The organism is Sneathiella sp., assembly GCF_036960985.1.
Taxonomy (GTDB): Bacteria; Pseudomonadota; Alphaproteobacteria; order Sneathiellales; family Sneathiellaceae; genus Sneathiella.
The window spans coordinates 73,266-91,020 of sequence record NZ_JBALWD010000002.1; the positions used below are offsets into that span (position 1 = coordinate 73,266).

General features: G+C 46.5%; 13 protein-coding genes. 4 read left to right on the forward strand and 9 right to left on the reverse strand.

Features of this window, described 5'->3' with window-relative positions; genetic code table 11:
- Positions 1-16: 16 nt before the first annotated feature.
- The 6 genes from V7723_RS01425 to V7723_RS01450 all read right to left on the reverse strand — a co-directional run bounded on the left by V7723_RS01425 (position 17) and on the right by V7723_RS01450 (position 7,086).
- Complete coding sequence (locus V7723_RS01425) at positions 17-832, reverse strand: ABC transporter ATP-binding protein (RefSeq protein WP_335682631.1); 816 nt, start codon at positions 830-832, stop codon at positions 17-19.
- A gap of 30 nt (positions 833-862) precedes the next feature.
- The gene (locus V7723_RS01430) at positions 863-2,188 is read right to left on the reverse strand and encodes an ABC transporter substrate-binding protein (RefSeq protein WP_335682632.1); all 1,326 of its coding nucleotides are present in this window, start codon (positions 2,186-2,188) and stop codon (positions 863-865) included.
- 107 nt (positions 2,189-2,295) lie between these two features.
- Positions 2,296-3,378, reverse strand: coding sequence for a branched-chain amino acid ABC transporter permease (locus V7723_RS01435; RefSeq protein ID WP_335682633.1), 1,083 nt, complete (start codon positions 3,376-3,378; stop codon positions 2,296-2,298).
- 5 nt (positions 3,379-3,383) lie between these two features.
- Positions 3,384-4,289, reverse strand: coding sequence for a branched-chain amino acid ABC transporter permease (locus V7723_RS01440; protein WP_335682634.1), 906 nt, complete (start codon positions 4,287-4,289; stop codon positions 3,384-3,386).
- Between the two features lie 20 nt (positions 4,290-4,309).
- Positions 4,310-5,101, reverse strand: a complete 792-nt coding sequence (locus tag V7723_RS01445) for an ABC transporter ATP-binding protein (RefSeq protein ID WP_335682635.1) — start codon at positions 5,099-5,101, stop codon at positions 4,310-4,312.
- Between the two features lie 20 nt (positions 5,102-5,121).
- Positions 5,122-7,086, reverse strand: a complete 1,965-nt coding sequence (locus tag V7723_RS01450) for an AMP-binding protein (RefSeq protein WP_335682636.1) — start codon at positions 7,084-7,086, stop codon at positions 5,122-5,124.
- Between the two features lie 771 nt (positions 7,087-7,857).
- Here V7723_RS01450 and acnA point away from each other — a divergent pair.
- From acnA to V7723_RS01465, 3 genes are all read left to right on the forward strand, one after another.
- Positions 7,858-10,548, forward strand: coding sequence for an aconitate hydratase AcnA (gene acnA / locus V7723_RS01455; protein ID WP_335682637.1), 2,691 nt, complete (start codon positions 7,858-7,860; stop codon positions 10,546-10,548).
- Between the two features lie 89 nt (positions 10,549-10,637).
- A complete protein-coding gene (locus tag V7723_RS01460; RefSeq protein ID WP_335682638.1) occupies positions 10,638-11,402 on the forward strand; it encodes a DUF1223 domain-containing protein in 765 nt (254 codons plus the stop codon).
- A gap of 72 nt (positions 11,403-11,474) precedes the next feature.
- Complete coding sequence (locus V7723_RS01465; RefSeq protein ID WP_335682639.1) at positions 11,475-12,284, forward strand: NUDIX hydrolase; 810 nt, start codon at positions 11,475-11,477, stop codon at positions 12,282-12,284.
- Positions 12,285-12,349: 65 nt separating this feature from the next.
- On the opposite strand, the gene V7723_RS01470 is transcribed toward V7723_RS01465, so the two are convergent.
- Positions 12,350-13,414 (reverse strand): hypothetical protein, encoded by a 1,065-nt coding sequence (locus V7723_RS01470; protein WP_335682640.1) that lies wholly within the window; start codon positions 13,412-13,414, stop codon positions 12,350-12,352.
- A gap of 185 nt (positions 13,415-13,599) precedes the next feature.
- On the opposite strand from V7723_RS01470, the gene V7723_RS01475 reads away from it, so the two are divergent.
- A complete protein-coding gene (locus V7723_RS01475; RefSeq protein WP_335682641.1) occupies positions 13,600-14,964 on the forward strand; it encodes an MFS transporter in 1,365 nt (454 codons plus the stop codon).
- A gap of 17 nt (positions 14,965-14,981) precedes the next feature.
- Here V7723_RS01475 and V7723_RS01480 read toward each other — a convergent pair whose 3' ends face one another.
- On the reverse strand, positions 14,982-15,650 hold the full coding sequence (locus V7723_RS01480; protein WP_335682642.1) for an HAD family hydrolase: 669 nt from the start codon (positions 15,648-15,650) through the stop codon (positions 14,982-14,984).
- Positions 15,651-15,665: 15 nt separating this feature from the next.
- Entirely contained in the window at positions 15,666-17,546 is a 1,881-nt protein-coding gene (gene htpG / locus V7723_RS01485; RefSeq protein WP_335682643.1) for a molecular chaperone HtpG, read from the reverse strand.
- Positions 17,547-17,755: the final 209 nt, after the last annotated feature.

A 17,755-nucleotide genomic window follows, 5' to 3' on the forward strand; every position in this document is an offset into this window, starting at 1 on the left:
GATTAAGAAAAGGAGGTTACGCCAGCCAGCGTTTGCGGCGGCGGTAATGTTTTACATCCCGAAAACTTTTCCGGCCATCACCACCAAGGCCGAGATAAAATTCCTTCACATCTTCATTGTTAGCCAGGTCAGATGCCTTCCCGTCCATGACCACACGGCCATTTTCAAGAATGTAACCATAATGGGCATATCTCAAAGCAATGGTGGCATTTTGCTCGGCAACCAGAAAGCTAACACCGGTTTCTTCGTTCAACCGCTTGACGATCTCAAAAATTTCTTCGACCAGCTGTGGCGCTAGCCCCATTGACGGCTCATCGAGGAGAATTAGATTTGGTTCCGCCATAAGAGCACGGCCGACAGCAACCATCTGCTGTTCACCGCCGGAAATATATCCAGCGAGCGACGTCCGGCGTTCCTTCAAACGGGGAAAATAGTGATAAACTTTTTCAAGTTCCTTATTGATAACGGCGCGACCACCCTTTCGAGTGTAAGCACCCGTCAGAAGGTTTTCCTCTACGGTCAAATGCTCGAAACAATGCCGCCCTTCCATGACTTGAATGACGCCTTCAGTCACCAACTCAGATGGCGACTTCTCGGTAATATCAGTTCCCTTATATTCAATATTGCCTTTCGTAACCTCCCCGCGCTCAGAGCGGAGGAGGTTCGAAATAGCTTTGAGAGTGGTTGTCTTACCTGCGCCGTTAGCGCCGAGAACAGAGACGATAGCGCCCTCGGGCACCTCCAAAGACACGCCTTTTAAAACCAAGATAACATGGTCATAAATGACCTCGATATTATTGACCGTCAAAAGCGGTTCTTTAGAAGTACTCATAAGCTCAGCTCACTCTTTCCTAGTATGGTCTTATTTGCATGTAACGCGTGTAAGACCTTTTTCCTGCAGATACTTATCAGCAGAGGCTTTAATCGCAGGTTGTACCATTTCATCAATCGGTTGAATCCAATCTGTAATCATTGACCAATTGGACCCATCCCACTGTTGAATTTTAACACCACCGCCAACACCTACATGGTTTTCGCAAGAGACTGTAATATTTGGAACGATACCTTGCGCACCAAGTGCTTTCGCACGCTCTGGTGTCATATCAATATTTTCCAAACCCCACCGGAGCTGTTCCGCATTAATGGAGGCGACACCAAACTTCTTTTGTGCCAACAAAATACCTTCATGAACCAAAACTTGAGAAGCAACGGCGCGGTTATACAGCACGGTCCCTACTTTATCTGCACCGGCACCATTACCTTTGGCGTAGACATATTTTTCGATATCCTGGATCACAGGAAAGTCTTTTCCAGAACCAGAGAAAGCCGCACTTTTATAACCCTTGGCAGCCGCTCCCGCTGGCACTGTGTCAACTTCTGCACCTGACCACCAGTTACCGATGAAATGATCGCTTGGGAAGTTAATGTTAGAGGATTCTTTAATAGCCGTCTGGTTCATTACACCCCAACCCCACATAGTGATGAAATCTGGTTTATTCCGACGGATTTGCAACCATGTTGCTTTTTGCTCAATGCCCGGGAAAGATACTGGGTACAATTGAATCTCAAAACCAAATTTCTTGGCTGCTGTTTCAAACAACGGAATTGGCTCTTTACCGTAGGCAATATCAAGATAAACAAGAGCAATTTTTTTACCCTTAAGATCTTCGATAGAGCCGCCGGACATTGTGCCCATATATTTCAAAATAGCGGTCGCCTGTCCCCAGTAGTTTGTCGACATCGGGAAAATATATGGAAAAGCTCCGCCATCACCGGCATCTGAACGTCCATATCCCATGGATACGATATTGATCTTGTCGGAGACAACGCGATCCGCAAGGGCATAAGTCACACCCGTACTCAATGGATGATAAACCAACGCACCCTTATTGTTGTTTTTGGTCCGTTCGTAGCATTCAACGCCACGGTCCGTGTTATAGCCGAACTCACATTCATCTGTGATGACCTTCGCACCGCCAACACCACCATCACGCTCGTTGACCATCGCCCAATAATCCGCAAAACCATCTGCGAAAGGGACACCCCCTGGCGCAAAAGGCCCCGTTCGATACACCAAACTCGGTAGATACAAGCTTTCTTCTGCTGCGGCGGGTGCCGGAGCTGTAAATGGGGCTGCCAAAACGGCGGCGCCAATCACACTCAAAAACATATTTTTAAACTTCATCATTTTCCTCCCAGGTAAATCTCGAAAAGAGCGGTTTCCTGCCGCCGAGATAATATATCGTCGCAAGGCGTTAGATAAAAAGCAAGCTCTTACCTCTGCCAGACGACGGTTCAATATGGAAATGGCCAGGTTCTCAGCTTCTCCTTGCCAATACTCCACAGTCTTGCAAGCCCGTGTGGCTCAACAATAAGAAAAAACACGATTAAGATACCAAAAACCATAAACTGAATATGCTCGATCAAAGCAACCCCGATGTTCAAGCCGATCAATGGTGGAACATTATTTAATAAAATCGGCAACAGGGTAATAAACGCCGCCCCAATAAATGCGCCCATAATACTGCCAAGGCCGCCGATAATGATCATAAACAAGATTGAAAATGACCGATTAATTCCAAAGGCCTCTGGTTCTACTGTGCCCAAATGAACGAATGCCCAAAGAGCGCCGGCAACCCCGCATAAAAACGAGCTTACAGCAAATGCAGACAATTTCGTCTGCAGCGGTTTGAAGCCAATAATCTCAGCCGCTATGTCCATATCGCGGATTGCCATCCAACCACGACCAATATGGCTGCGAACCAGGTTTTTTGTTGCCAACGCCAAAACAACCACAAAACATAAAGTGAATATGTATTTCTTTGCAGATGTATCAAATACATATTCAAGACTGGTAAATGGTAAACCAATGGCAAGGGGTGGTGCCGTGATAACGCCGGACGCACTATAGTTAGTAAACCAACCTACTTTAATAAAGAGCCATTCAATAAAGAACTGAGCCGCCAACGTGGCCACGGCCAAATAGAAGCCCTTAATCCGCAAGCTCGGGATACCGAACATAATTCCAACACCGGCGGCCATGAGCCCCCCCATCAGCATGACGACGATAATAGGCATATCCGGTACGCCAGTCGCAAACTTATATGCCGCAAAGGCACCAACGGCCATGAACCCGCCAGTCCCAAGAGACAGCTGGCCCGCATATCCTGTCAGCACGTTCAAACCCAAAGCCGCAAGGGCAAGAATTAAAAATGGTATAAAAATTGCGGAGATCAAATAGTCGCTGGCAACCAACGGAACACCAAAAAAGGCGACGAGAAGGATCACGTATAACCCGATACGATCTTGACGGAGCGGAAAGATCGCCTGATCCTGTTTATAATTAGAGCTAAACTGTCCGGTTTCACGATAAAACATTTCAATTATACCCTTTCGATAATTTTTTCACCGAACAATCCTTGTGGTCGGAAGAGTAAAAAGACCATGGCTAACATATACGCGAACCAGTTTTCGATAGCACCGCCGATAAAAGGACCAATGTAAATTTCTGCTAACTTTTCACCGGCGCCAATGATCAAACCGCCGACAATTGCGCCCGGGATCGACGTAAAGCCACCAAGTATTAGAACAGGGAGGGCTTTAAGTGCAACCAAGCTAAGGCTGAATTGCACTCCAAGCTTCGTCCCCCACATAATACCGGCGATCAAACCTACCAATCCGGCAACTGACCAAACAATAATCCAGATATGATGAAGGGAAATCCCAACGGAAAGGGCTGCCTGATGATCATCGGCAACCGCGCGTAGCGCTCGGCCAACCTTTGTCTTGCTAAAAAAGATCGCCAGGCCGGCAACCATTATGGCCGCAACAGCACCGGCGAACAGTTCCAATTTGTCGATCAAAATATCAAAAATGAACAACGGTCCGGTTGGAATACCAATATCCAACACTTTAATATCGCTACCCCAGACCGTTTGACCAAATCCGTCGATAAAGAATGTAATCCCGATTGTCGCCATAAAAAGAATGATCGGTTCTTGATTGACGAGCTTTCCAAGTACCAGTTTATCGACCAGATATGCCAGAATGACCATTATAAGAACGGCAAGGACAAACGCCACAGGCCAGGGCACACCAAGTTTTTCCTGAATGCCAACGAAGCTTAACGCGGCGAAAAGCATCATGGCGCCTTGCGCGAAGTTAAAGACACCAGAAGCCTTAAAAATCAGGACAAAGCCGAGCGCTATGAGCGAGTACAGCGTTCCCGTAAGGAGGCCGCTGATCAGCACCTCGAGAAAAAAGTAAAATTCACCTAGAAAATCTTGCATTGTATGCTCCAGCTACCGGCTTAGTGGCCGCCGCCCAAATAGGCGTCAATTACATTTTGGTCGGCACGAACGGCGTCAGGCGTGCCATCCGCAATTTTTCCGCCATAATCAAGGACGAGCACACGGTCGGAAATATCCATTACGACGCCCATATCATGTTCGATCAAACAAATTGTCGTGCCAAATTCCTGGTTCACATCCAGAATAAATCGGCACATATCTTCTTTTTCTTCCAAATTCATGCCGGCCATCGGTTCGTCCAAAAGCAACAGATCCGGTTCGGCCGCTAGTGCCCGCCCAAGTTCAACCCGCTTTTGCAAACCATAAGGCAATCGGCCAACAGGCGTTTTACGGATCGCTTCAATTTCCAAAAAATTAATGACATCTTCGACATATCGTCGATGCTCAAGTTCTTCACGTTCCGCACGACCGCGCCAAATCATCGCAGATAAGATTCCCGATTTCATTTTCAGATTCCGACCTGTCATAATGTTATCGAGGGTCGACATACCTTTGAATAACGCCACGTTCTGAAAAGTGCGGCCGATGCCTTGCGCCGCAGCTTCATATGGCTTCATCTGACTACGAGTTGTACCTTTGTAGGTGATAGTTCCCTGCTGAGGATGGTAAAATCCGTTGATGCAATTCAGCATCGAGGTTTTTCCTGCCCCATTCGGGCCAATTATCGCACGCACTTCACCTTCAAGAATATCAAAGCTTACGTCAGCAATTGCCTTTACCGCTCCAAAGGACAGGCTTATTCCTTTGACATCCAGTAAGATATCTCCAATTTTTCGAGTATCTTCCAACATAAAAATACCAGTCCTTACCGTTAAGAGGCGGCCTTTAAGGCCGGATAAGTTTCACATTCTTTGATTTTCAAATCTGCTTTCAATTGACCGGTTCGGCCATCTTCAAATGTCATCTGAGATTCGATAGAAATCATGTCTTTGTCTGAATACAGTGCATCAATCAAGGTCGCATAGCGATCCGCAACAATTCGCCGGCGTACTTTTCGTGTCCGGGTCAATTCGCCGTCGTCTGCATCTAGTTCTTTGTGCAATATAAGAAACCGCGTTACCTGCGCATTCGCCAGTTCACTGTCGATTGCCAAATCACGATTGACCTCTTCGACGCATTCCTTGACCAAGTTATAGACTTCATCTCGATTGCCGAGATCCGTATAACTTGTATAAGAAATACCCTGTCGCTCGGCCCAGTTTCCAACGGCATCGAGATCAATATTGACAAAAGCAGTTACACTCTCGCGTTCACCCCCATGACACACAACTTCTTTGATGGACGGGAAAAATTTCAATTTGTTCTCGATATACTGAGGCGCAAACAATGTGCCATCGTTTAGTTTGCCGACATCTTTGGCACGATCAATAATTTTTAGCTGACCATCGTCCGTCATAATCCCGGCATCGCCTGTATGCACCCAACCGCTTTCCAGCTTGGTTTCGCGCGTTGCCTCTTCATTCTTGAAATATCCAATAAATGCGCCAGGACTTTTGTAAAGAACTTCACCAGAGGTATCGTCGATCATCACCTCACACCCCGGAGCTGGAGGGCCGACCGTATCTGAGCGAACATCATTATTATTTTGGATGCAGACATACGCGCAGGATTCTGTTTGCCCATAAAGTTGTTTTAAGTTCATACCCAACGAGCGATAAAACTTGAAAACTTCTGAGCCAATAGGCGCCCCCGCAGTATAGGAAACTCTAATTCTGCTGAATCCCAACCTGTTTTTCAACGGACCGAAAACCAAGATGTTGCCAAGAGAATATAGAAAGCGATCTTTCAACGAGACAGGTTTTTTCTCAAGGATCTCAACGCCGCATCGTTTGGCGACACCAATGAAATAATGAAACATCTTTCGCTTGAGCGCACCGGCATCTTCGATTCTGATCATCGTTTGCGTCAGCAAGTTTTCGAATATCGCCGGCGGTGCGAAATAATATGTTGGGCCCAATTCCCTCAAATCAGACAGGACGGTTTCAGCGCTCTCCGGGCAATTCACTGTATATCCAGCATGCAATGCTTGAGCATAAGCAAAGAAATGATCACCTACCCACGCCATTGGCAAGTAGGACAGGACTTCGTCTTTTTCTGTCAACCCTTCAAATTCCACTGATAACCGGGCGGACTCCCATAAATTGAAAAAGCTCAGCATCACGCCTTTCGGGCGTCCCGTGGTTCCGGAGGTGTATAAGATAACAGATAGATCTTCAATTTTGCCCTTTGCAATCTCCGCTTCAAAAAAGTCAGGATGTGATTTTTCGTAAGCGCGCCCCGCATCTTGGACGTCATCATAGAAATGCAGGTAGTCTTGATCATATAGTCGTAAACCCCGAGGCTCTTTATATATGATGCTTTTGATATCTGGACATTCCGCCATGACCGACATTATTTTGTCGACCTGCTCCTGGTCTTCCGCAAAAACTGCTTTCACTTCTGCATGCGCCAAAACATACTGGACTTCTTCAGCAACACCATCTTGATAAATTGGCACAGGAACCGCCCCAATTGCCTGAGCGGCGGCAAAGGCCCAATAGAGCTTTGGTCTATTCGACCCTACAATTGCAATCTTGTCGCCACGCTGCAGGCCCAGATTTGCTAGACCAAGAGCCAGAACCTTAACGTTCTCCTGGACATCCTGCCAGCTATAGGTTTGCCAAATACCGTATTCTTTTTCACGAAAAGCAGGGGCTTGTGGTCGCTGAAGTGCGTTACGGAGCAACAATTTTGGAAAAGTATCGTACCGTTTCAATTCTAAATCATCTGTTGTCATTGGCGCCCGAATCCCAAATATCAAAATATCTACGTAACTTGCATATTTATAAAGAACCGGGAGCAAACAGAATTCCCATGCGAAAATATCTCGCCACAGAAAATTTAGACATGTCTTCAACAGCATTTGATTGTATCGCTGCCGACACGATCCTCCCAGATCAAGTAGTTTGTTAGCCACTACCTATTTTTAGCTTTTCGCAAGCCTTGTTATCGTCAATAGTCGATATCTCCAACCAAGGTCAAGAGGAAAACTAAAATTAGCAATTTACAGAAGAGATATCATGCGATTTTTAATGAAAAATAGTAATAATAAAATAAAACAGTCGTTTGTTATTTAAGTATAAAATAGAAATTTATCTAAGTTAGATTAAATGAAATACGATATTACTATCTTTTAGAATAATTTTATCCAAAATAATTCAAATTTAATAATACGTGAAAAAATAATACTGTCATTTTTACATATATTTAGTACATTTTGATATTTTTTAATCTCAATAGTTAAAATCCTCTGTCAGGCCTCAACAACATACGCCGCTTCTTCACTTTTATTACTTAATCAAAAAGCTGCCCGACCGCTCGCAATAACAATTTCAATTGTTATTGGAGAATAAATTGACGTTTGATGTAGCCAATCGTCGTCCTAACTTTCTAGATTTCACCTTATGGCTTGAGAAAATTTTAAAATTAGGGCACATACGGGCCATCAATTAACGGGCACCAATTTCAAAGTGCCTTCCCGTTTCCCTTTGCATTAAGGAGCGAAGCGTTGACAACAACTGGTCACGACAGCCTAAATACCCGCCGAACACTTGATATAGACGGCAAGAGTTACGATTACTACAGTATTCCAGCCGCGGAAGATGCGGGCCTTGGAGACGTTTCTCGCCTTCCCTTTTCCCTCAAAGTTCTACTAGAAAACCTGCTGCGCCATGAAGACGGCCGCACAGTTACCTCGGAAGACGTCGCCGCAATCGCTGGCTGGCTTGAAAATCAAAAAGCAGATCGGGAGATCGCATATCGCCCTGCCCGCGTCCTTATGCAGGATTTCACAGGCGTTCCCGCAGTTGTTGACCTCGCCGCCATGCGCGACGCTATGGTTGCGCTAGACGGAGACCCTGAAAAGATTAACCCGCTGGCCCAATGCGATTTGGTAATTGACCATTCTGTCATGGTGGACAAATCAGGTACCGCCGCATCTTTCGGTGAGAATGTTGAGCTGGAAATGCAACGCAACGGTGAACGGTATGCTTTCCTCCGCTGGGGCCAAAAAGCCTTCAATAACTTTCGTGTTGTTCCTCCTGGAACAGGGATCTGTCATCAGGTTAATCTCGAATATTTGGCGCAGACTGTTTGGACCACAAATGATCAAAACGGTACGGAAGTGGCCTATCCCGATACTTTGGTGGGAACCGATAGTCACACAACAATGGTCAACGGTTTGGCTGTTCTTGGCTGGGGTGTCGGCGGCATTGAAGCCGAGGCCGTCATGCTAGGCCAACCTATTTCAATGCTTATTCCTGAAGTTGTTGGTTTCAAGCTGACGGGCAAGCTAAAAGAAGGAACAACGGCAACGGATTTGGTTTTGACCGTTACACAGATGCTCCGGGCACAAGGCGTGGTCGGAAAATTTGTTGAGTTCTATGGACCAGGGATCGCCGAGCTCGCGCTGGCGGATCGGGCTACGATTTCGAATATGGCGCCTGAATATGGCGCAACATGTGGCTTCTTCCCAATCGATGCAGAAACCATCAACTATCTCAATTTCACAGCAAGAGACCCGGAAAGAGTTAAGCTGGTTGAGGCCTATGCAAAGGCGCAAGGAATGTGGCGTGATGAGTCAACGGCTGACCCCGTCTTTACAGCCTCTCTCGAGTTAGACATTTCAACCGTTGAGCCAAGCCTTGCAGGACCAAAACGCCCGCAGGATAGAGTACTACTATCCGAAGCAGCACCTGCTTTTAAAGAAGTTCTTCCTTCGCTTGCCGGTAGTGCTTCATTAGACGTGCAGATAGAGGTTCAAGGAACGGACTATACGATCGGTCATGGCGATGTAATCATTGCTGCAATCACATCCTGTACCAACACCTCTAACCCTAATGTAATGCTTGCAGCAGGTTTAGTCGCAAGAAACGCCTTGGCGAAAGGTCTTGCGGTTAAGCCATGGGTAAAAACATCTCTCGCGCCGGGCTCTAAAGTGGTCACAGACTATCTTGCGAAAGCTGGCCTTCAAGACGATCTAGATGCACTTGGCTTCAACCTTGTTGGTTATGGTTGCACCACCTGCATCGGAAACTCCGGTCCTGTAGCGCCTGCGATCGCCGATGCCATTGCTGAAGGTGATCTAGTAGCTTGTTCAGTTCTATCAGGTAACCGAAATTTTGAAGGGCGCGTAAGTCCCCAGGCGAAGGCAAATTACCTTGCTTCACCACCGCTTGTCGTTGCCTACGCCATTGCTGGTTCCATGAACATAGATGTTTCAAAAGATTCGTTGGGGAACGATCAAGATGGCAATCCGGTATACTTAAGCGATATTTGGCCAAGCAATGCAGAAGTGCATGCAACCGTTCGTGACGCTGTAACCCGCGATATGTTCGTTACTCAATATGCGGACGTGTTTTCTGGTGATGATGCATGGAAGTCCATTGAAACAGCAGAAGGACAAACCTACACGTGGGACAGCACGTCGACTTATGTGCAGCATCCTCCGTATTTTCAAGGCATGGAAAAAGAAGCCGGTGGCTTCAACGACATAACCGGCGCCCGTATTCTGGCCCTTCTTGGTGATTCGGTTACGACTGACCATATATCTCCCGCAGGCGCCATTAAAGCTGATGGCCCCGCCGGTGAATATCTCAATAGCCATCAAGTAAGTGCAAAGGACTTCAACTCCTTTGGTTCTCGCCGCGGGAACGATCAGGTGATGACACGGGGTACTTTTGCGAATATTCGTCTTCGCAATGAACTTGCACCAGGTACCGAGGGCGGCGTGACCCGTCATATGCCCGATGGCCAGCAAATGTGGATTTATGATGCGGCTCAAAAATACCATTCGGAACAAACACCACTTGTTGTTTTTGCCGGTAAGGAATACGGAACGGGATCTAGCCGCGATTGGGCGGCAAAGGGAACGTTACTGTTGGGAATTCAAGCCGTTGTCGCCGAAAGTTTCGAACGTATTCATCGGTCAAACCTAGTTGGGATGGGTATATTGCCCTTGCAGTTTCCGGAAGGCGTTACACGGAAAACACTTGGCCTGGACGGCAGCGAAGTCATTGATCTGACTGGAATTGGTGCTGGCATTACACCCCGTATGAATGTTGCCTGTAAAATTACGCGGGGCGACGGATCCAGTGAAACGATCGATTTATTGTGTCGTATTGATACATTGGATGAGGTCGAGTACTACCGAAATGACGGTATTTTGCAGTATGTTCTTCGGAATCTTTCTGCCGCTTAAGTTAGAGGCGCACAGGCCTAAACAAAACGGCGGCTCGTTTGAGCCGCCGTTTTTCGTTCACCAAGTTGTCAACCATAGGTGATTTGTTTGTGAACGCAGAATATACTAAATATCAGAGCATGAAAAAAATAAACCTCATCCCAACAGTTGTTGGCGCAGCCTTCGGTATGCTGGCCTTGACCGTAGCATCTCTCGTGAATGCGCAAAGCGCGCACCAGCCTGCCTCCGTGGTCGAGCTATACTCTTCTCAAGGTTGCAGTTCCTGCCCCCCCGCCGATAAATTTCTGGGTGAATTGGTTGAAGACGAAGAAATTCTTGGCCTGACATTTGCAGTCACCTATTGGGATTATATTGGCTGGAAAGATACATTCGGCAATAAAGACAATGATTACCGGCAGGCAAATTATAAAAAGCAATTTAGTTCCCGGTATGTTTATACGCCCCAAATGATTGTTGGCGGTACAGAGCATAAGGTAGGCTCAGATAATCATGGGGTAAGAGCCCTTATAAAGGATCAGGCTGGTCATGCTCAACAACTTCCACTCACGTGGTCTTTCACGGAGGATACGTTACAAGTCAATCTACCTGCCGGTGAAGGAAACGCAACGATTTGGCTTGTAGATATTGACCAGTCAGCGGATGTCGATATCGGCCGCGGTGAAAATTCGGGCCGCAAAATTACGTATCATAATATTGTTCGTCAAATTCGGTCACTTGGTGACTGGGACGGAAATGCGGAAACGATTTCACTTGATCTGGCTGAAATGAGGCACTCCGGGCGCAATGGTTGCGCACTTATCATTCAGCGGACAGGCTACGGACCTATTATTGCAGCGTTGAACGTAAAACTTTAAGATTGAGAAGTTGATACTGCTGCCGCTCTCAGGCAGTATAGGGCCAATAATAACAACAATGGCGCTACTTCCATGACTAAAGAGATTGCCCCGTTAAAACCAGCTGCGACCGTCTTGTTGGTACGTGATTGTGAAAAAGATCAAGATACACTTGAAGTCTTCATGGTCGTTCGGCATCACCAAATCGATTTCGCTTCGGGCGCCCTGGTCTTTCCAGGCGGCAAAGTTGATGAAGCTGATACTAACGACGCACTTATTGATCATCTACCAGAGTCTGAACGCCAAGAAGATCCTCTCCGGTTCTTCAAAATCGCCTGTATTCGTGAAAGTTTTGAAGAAGCAAACATCCTTCTTGCCAGGAATCGAGACACTGGAAAATTAGTGACCCATGATCGGTTGGAACAGCTCGCCGCACAATATCGGATGCCACTGCAAAATGGCGAAATTACAATTTTACAAATGGTACAAGAAGAGAATTTGGAGTTGGCGACGGACCTTCTTGGGCATTTTGCCCATTGGGTGACACCAACCTTTATGCCCAAGCGCTTCGATACGCATTTTTTTGTTGCCGCAGCTCCACCCCATCAACTGGCAAGGCATGATGGCGAGGAATCTGTTGATTCTGTTTGGGCAGGCCCCAACGAAATTATGGCAAAAGCCGATGCAGGTGAATACACCGTTATTTTCCCGACGAGAATGAATATTGAAGTTCTCGGCAAATTTTCGTCCGTCGATACGGTAGTAGCCGATGCCAACGCAACCCACACTTTTACAGTATTGCCAGAAATGGAAGTCACGGATGAAGGCAAGTTTCTGCTCATCCCAAAAGAGGCGGGATATAGTGTGACACGAAGAGCAATCGATGCCCTAATGGACAAATAATCTCCAGGAAAATTAGTGGCTAATATTTCTACATTTTTTAGGAAAAAGCGGCCGTCTTTTATACGTCAATCCGGATGCTTGGTAATGGCTGAATTAGAGGCGGCAATCGTCGCCGTTGATTGATTTGTCTCCTCGTCAATCAACGGCGTGATCCACTTGGCTCGCTCTGTAAGAACAGTGACCTCTTCCAAAAAGGCTTGTAGCGCGAAAAAATCAGAAGCGGTGTTATCACGATCAGAATGCTTGAGCATTTGAACGATTTGGTCGTGGGAGGATACCATTTTTTTAATCGCGACCTGCGTTTGCAAGATCATCTGATCAACTTGTCGCCCGCTTTTTTGGGTTGAGATTAATTTTCCCATGAGATGTTTATCCGGGAAAGCTGCCTTTGGTCGTCTAGTAAACGACAACCGTTTCTTCCATACGACCAATTCCTTTTCGATTACTGATTTCAAACGCCCCCGTAACCCACCGCGACACAGAATCAGATTGTGTATTTTCCGCAGGGAGTTGGCTTTCGGCGCCGCGTAGCTACAGGCTTTAACCTGATCAGATTTTGCACCAAGATCCAAATATAACAATTTGGCTGCCTTTTCGACACCGCTACCACCAGACGCAACAATTGCCGCAAGTCGGGCCTCTCGTTCTGGTAGTTCAAAAAAACTTTTGAAAAACTCGAGTCCATGCTGCAATTCTGCAATACCCGATAGATCTACCGAGTGTAACACATCCAGCCTCTCCAGATTAACGGGCTCCGCATAATTTACTCTAGGCGCAAGAGAGGAGGCAGCATGGTCACCCGACGCTGCGATGGCAAGCGATTGGGCATATTGCGTCAGGTTATTAAGGACGGCGGCCCGCGCAGCAAGATCGGCGGTAGAATACATTGGTTGCTGAGTTACATCAACGTTGCCACCTGTTTCCAACTGAAATTTCAGATTATTGCGAAAGGCTCTCGAGTTTACATTCTCTGCCAGGGCAAAATCCCCTTTTATAACCTTTGAAAGGAGCATGACACCTTTGGCAAAATCCTCCACCAAGAAAGCGATCGCAAGGGCATCAACAGCGGTACAACCTGTCGCAGACTTCAGAATGAAGCCAATTAGAACTAATTTTCGCACCCAGTTCATAAGGCCGGATTTCTTGTTCGAGTCATCTAATTCTAGATGGAAATTGGATAGTAAAAATACTAATTAATTATACTAATAATTGAATTTTTTCTTCGAAAGCTGACACGCCGACCAATTGACTATTTTTTTACAGTCTGACTACAATCGAGACAGGAGAATTTTTTGACACAAGGAAAACCTTCACCTTGAACGACGCTAATCGGAAATGGTGGATACTAACAGCCATGGGAGGCGTTATTGGAATCGTCCTTTTGGACGAAACCATTGTCGGTGTCGCATTACCGACTATTCAAACAGAATTGAACATATCTATGCTCACCTCTCATTGGATCATAAATTCTTATTTGCTGGTCTTTGCAGGCCTTGTCGCAGCTGGTGGACGGCTCGGCGACATTCTAGGGCTTCGCACCCTTTTTACATTTGGGATCCTTTTGTTTGGCCTTGCTTCCCTCGCCTGTGGATTTGCAAATAGCGGAATATATTTAATCATTGCACGCGCCATGCAAGGTGTCGGAGCCGCGATTATATTTCCGGCCTCGATGGCGATGATAACTATTGTCTTTCCTGATGAAGAGCGAGGTGTAGCCCTCGGTATTTATGGAACCATAGGAACTGTATTCTTAGCATTGGGTCCACTTGTCGGCGGACTTGTCACAGGCTTTATGTCTTGGCGGTGGATATTCTGGATCAATCCGCCGATTATATTGCTAATTATAACGCTGGTTCTCATATCGTGGATTGACCCGCCGCGAGGCAAAACCAAAGAGCGGTTCGATTTTGCAGGTACAGCAACATTGATCGGCGGTGTCGGTCTCACCGTGTTTGCCATAATGCAAGGGCCGGACTGGGGATGGCTCGATCCGTTCGTTATAGTCCCCTTGCTTGCCGGGATCGGGCTGTTCGGATTGTTCGTGACAATTGAACTCAAAATCGACCAACCTCTTATTGATATGGCGCTCTTCAAAAATTCCAGTTTTGCTGCTTGCAACTTTACCGTTTTTACAGCTCAATTTACGAAAATTGCGGTCTTTATTTTTGGCGCACTTTACTTACAACACACACTCGGCATGTCATCCTTGCAAGCCGGAATAGCCTTGGTCGCTGGCGCAGCTCCCTCCATACCGAGCGGTTTCATAGCAGGCAAAATTGCTGACCGATATGGCTCTCGAATACCAACACTCGGCGGCGTATTCGTCGTTGCCCTCAGCATTCTATGGATCGGAATTGCAGTCCATTGGGAAAGCTATCTTTTGCTGTTACCAGCGCTTTTGATCTGGGGAGCGGCCTTGCCGTTTCTTTTTGTGCCGCCAATGCGCGCGATAATGAACGAAGTCCCGCTAAATAAACAAGGGTTAGCCGGTGGGATAGTCCTCTGTGCACAGTTGTTAGGGGGCACAGTGGGCATGGCTCTGTGTAGCACTGTCTTTTCATCCTCCCAAGATTACACAGGTGTCTTTTTGATGACGGCTGGTTTGGCCATATTTTTGCTAATATTAGGATATTTCAAAATCGAGCCATCGAAAGCTGAAAAGCATGGCGATGCGGCCTGAGGTTAAGTAAGTTTATTCTAGAGATCTTGTAACGATTGTTGAAGCTCCGCCAGGCCATCAATAATTAGATCGGCGTTCTGACAATCCAAACGTTCGGCATGGGCCAACCCCCAAGGACCTCGCCGCAGGAAGATACCTTTCATGCCAACCTGCTGTGCTGGAAAGACATCATTGTCCAGTCGGTCGCCAACATAAGCAACTTCATCTGGTGCGCATGCCATCATTGCCAAGACCCCTTTGAAAAAGAGAGTGTCCGGCTTTTCAAACTGAATGGCCTCAGAAGACGTAACATGATCGGCAGGGATCCCTAATTTCTTCAAAGCCCGCTCCATTGCCTTTGGCTGGTTTCCTGCAATACCAATCATGTATCCGGATTGCCGCAGCTGTTGCAGGCATGAAATGGAATCTGCATAGAAATCACTCGATTGCAGTGAATAGGCGGTACCTGCCTCTTCGCGTGCATGTAAAGCTGCCGCCATTCTAAAGTCTGGATCATATGACTTAAAAACCGTGTGATGATGTTCGCCGCGAGCAATGACATCACGAAGCCGGATCATGAAATTTTCAATGGGCACCCCTAAATAGGATGCCCATTCACTCCAGTAACGTGACTCATTGACCAACGTTTCGCCGACATCAAAAACAACGGCCTTTATGGGCACATCGAACCCGCCTGTTCGTTTCAAGCCAATATTACCTAACTAAGCTGAGATCCCGCTTGCCATAAAATCCGCCATACGTTTTGAAAAAGCGACTGGATCAGAGACGGGATCCCCTTCAACAATATGCGCTTGATCAAGCAAGAGAAGAGCTGCATCTTCCAGCGCTTCGGATGTTCCGCTGGCTTTCGCATTCGCAGCTAATTTTTTTATCAACGAATGAGTTGGATTGAGTTCCAGAATACGCATACTTTCCGCGCCACCAAATTGCTTATGGGCTTTTAGTACTTTCTCAAGATGTATGTCCATATCGCCATCATCCGCCACAAGGCAGACAGGGCTTTCCGTCAAACGCGAAGATTCTTTTACATCCTTGACTTTGCCTTCCAGCGCTTGCTTGAACAAAGCGATCAAGCTATCCATTTCTGCGCTTTCTGCTTTTGGTTCCAGTTTTGCAGAAGGATCTTTTTCCTCAGCTACGTTCTCTAATCCAGCTGTCCCACGTGTTACGGATTTAAAACTCTTTCCTTCATACTCACTAATTCGGCTTAGCCAAAAATTGTCGACAGCATCGTCGAGTAATAAGACTTCTATTCCTTTCGCAGCAAAACCTTCTAGTTGAGGGCTGGATTTAAGGGCATCAATTTCATCGCCAGTAATATAATAAATGGCATCCTGGCCTTCTTTCATCCGTTCCAAATAATCGGCTAAATTTGTCCGATTGTCTGCTTTTGTGCTTCGAAATTGCGCAAGTTTAAGAATACGTTGCCCGTTATCCTCATCCTCATAGATACCTTCTTTGAGCACGGCACCAAAATTGTCCCAAAAACTTGCAAAGCTTTCTGGATCTTTCTTCGCTTTCTTTTCGATTTCACCGATAACTTTTTTGACCAAGCCGCCTCGAATCTTATGCAATACAGGATTGTTCTGCAGCATCTCGCGGCTGACATTGAGAGGAAGGTCTTCGGAATCGACAACACCTCTTAGGAAGCGCAAATATGCGGGAATGAGTTCTTCGCAGTCATCGGTGATAAAGACGCGTTTGACATATAATTTAAGCTTGGATTTCCGTTCTGGGCTGAAGAGGTCGAAAGGCGGTTGCTCTGGAATAAAAAGCAACATCGTATATTCAATGCGGCCTTCCACCTTGCTATGAAGTGTCATCCAGGGGGAATCAAACGCCTGCCCTACATGATGGTAGAACTCCGTGTATTGTTCCGCGGTAATCTCAGATTTTTGACGAGTCCAAAGCGCGCTGGCGGTATTCAGAACCTCATCCTCATCGCCTTCCTTCTCTGCTTTTAGAATAACTGGCAAAGCGATATGGTCGGCATAGGTCTTAACAATATTACGAAGACGCAGAGGTTCCAGATACTCTTTGGCCTCTTTCCTCATATGTAGCGTGATAGTCGTGCCGCGTCCTTCTCGCGTTCCTTCAGCGATATCAAAAGAACCTCCGCCACTCGAGGACCAAACGGTTGCAGTCTCCTCGCCGGCCTTTCGGCTTATCACAGTGACTTTGTCTGCAACCATAAAGGACGAATAAAAACCGACGCCGAACTGGCCAATCAGGTTGATGTCTTTGTTGGAATCACCTGTAAGCTCTTCAGAAAAACGGGATGTTCCCGACCTCGCTATTGTACCCAGATTATCAATCATTTCCTGTTCGGTCATGCCGATACCATTGTCCGTAATGGTCAAGGTTTTTGCTTTCTGATCGACGCTCAAGATAACTTTAAATTCCGGATCTTCCTTAATGAGTTCCGGTTTCGTCAAAGCTGCGTAACGCAATCTGTCACAAGCATCCGAGGCGTTGGAAACCAACTCTCTTAAAAAAATTTCTTTTTCGCTGTACAGTGAATGGGCGACAATATCGAGCAGTTTGGCGACTTCGGCCTGAAATTCATGGGTTTGTTCTGTCATTTTCCTCTTTCGACTCATTCAAAATTATTCAATTACCTATATGACGAGCGACACAAGGTCAATCAAGGCTTATGTTCTGAATTTTTTAATGGAAGTGCGGGGATGAAGTGGCCCGCTCCGAGGGGCGCAGAAAATCGGAGCAGGCCTTTCACAGATCATCAACAAATGTGTGTAGATGAAGTTGATCGGTAAGCTACTATATATTTTAT

Bases quoted from the DNA above. Each gene is read 5' to 3' on its own strand.
- V7723_RS01425 (WP_335682631.1), bottom strand. From the start codon at position 832: ATGAGTACTTCTAAAGAACCGCTTTTGACGGTCAATAATATCGAGGTC.
- V7723_RS01430 (WP_335682632.1), bottom strand. From the start codon at position 2,188: ATGATGAAGTTTAAAAATATGTTTTTGAGTGTGATTGGCGCCGCCGTT.
- V7723_RS01435 (WP_335682633.1), bottom strand. From the start codon at position 3,378: ATGTTTTATCGTGAAACCGGACAGTTTAGCTCTAATTATAAACAGGAT.
- V7723_RS01440 (WP_335682634.1), bottom strand. From the start codon at position 4,289: ATGCAAGATTTTCTAGGTGAATTTTACTTTTTTCTCGAGGTGCTGATC.
- V7723_RS01445 (WP_335682635.1), bottom strand. From the start codon at position 5,101: ATGTTGGAAGATACTCGAAAAATTGGAGATATCTTACTGGATGTCAAA.
- V7723_RS01450 (WP_335682636.1), bottom strand. From the start codon at position 7,086: ATGACAACAGATGATTTAGAATTGAAACGGTACGATACTTTTCCAAAA.
- V7723_RS01465 (WP_335682639.1), top strand. From the start codon at position 11,475: ATGACTAAAGAGATTGCCCCGTTAAAACCAGCTGCGACCGTCTTGTTG.
- V7723_RS01470 (WP_335682640.1), bottom strand. From the start codon at position 13,414: ATGAACTGGGTGCGAAAATTAGTTCTAATTGGCTTCATTCTGAAGTCT.
- htpG (WP_335682643.1), bottom strand. From the start codon at position 17,546: ATGACAGAACAAACCCATGAATTTCAGGCCGAAGTCGCCAAACTGCTC.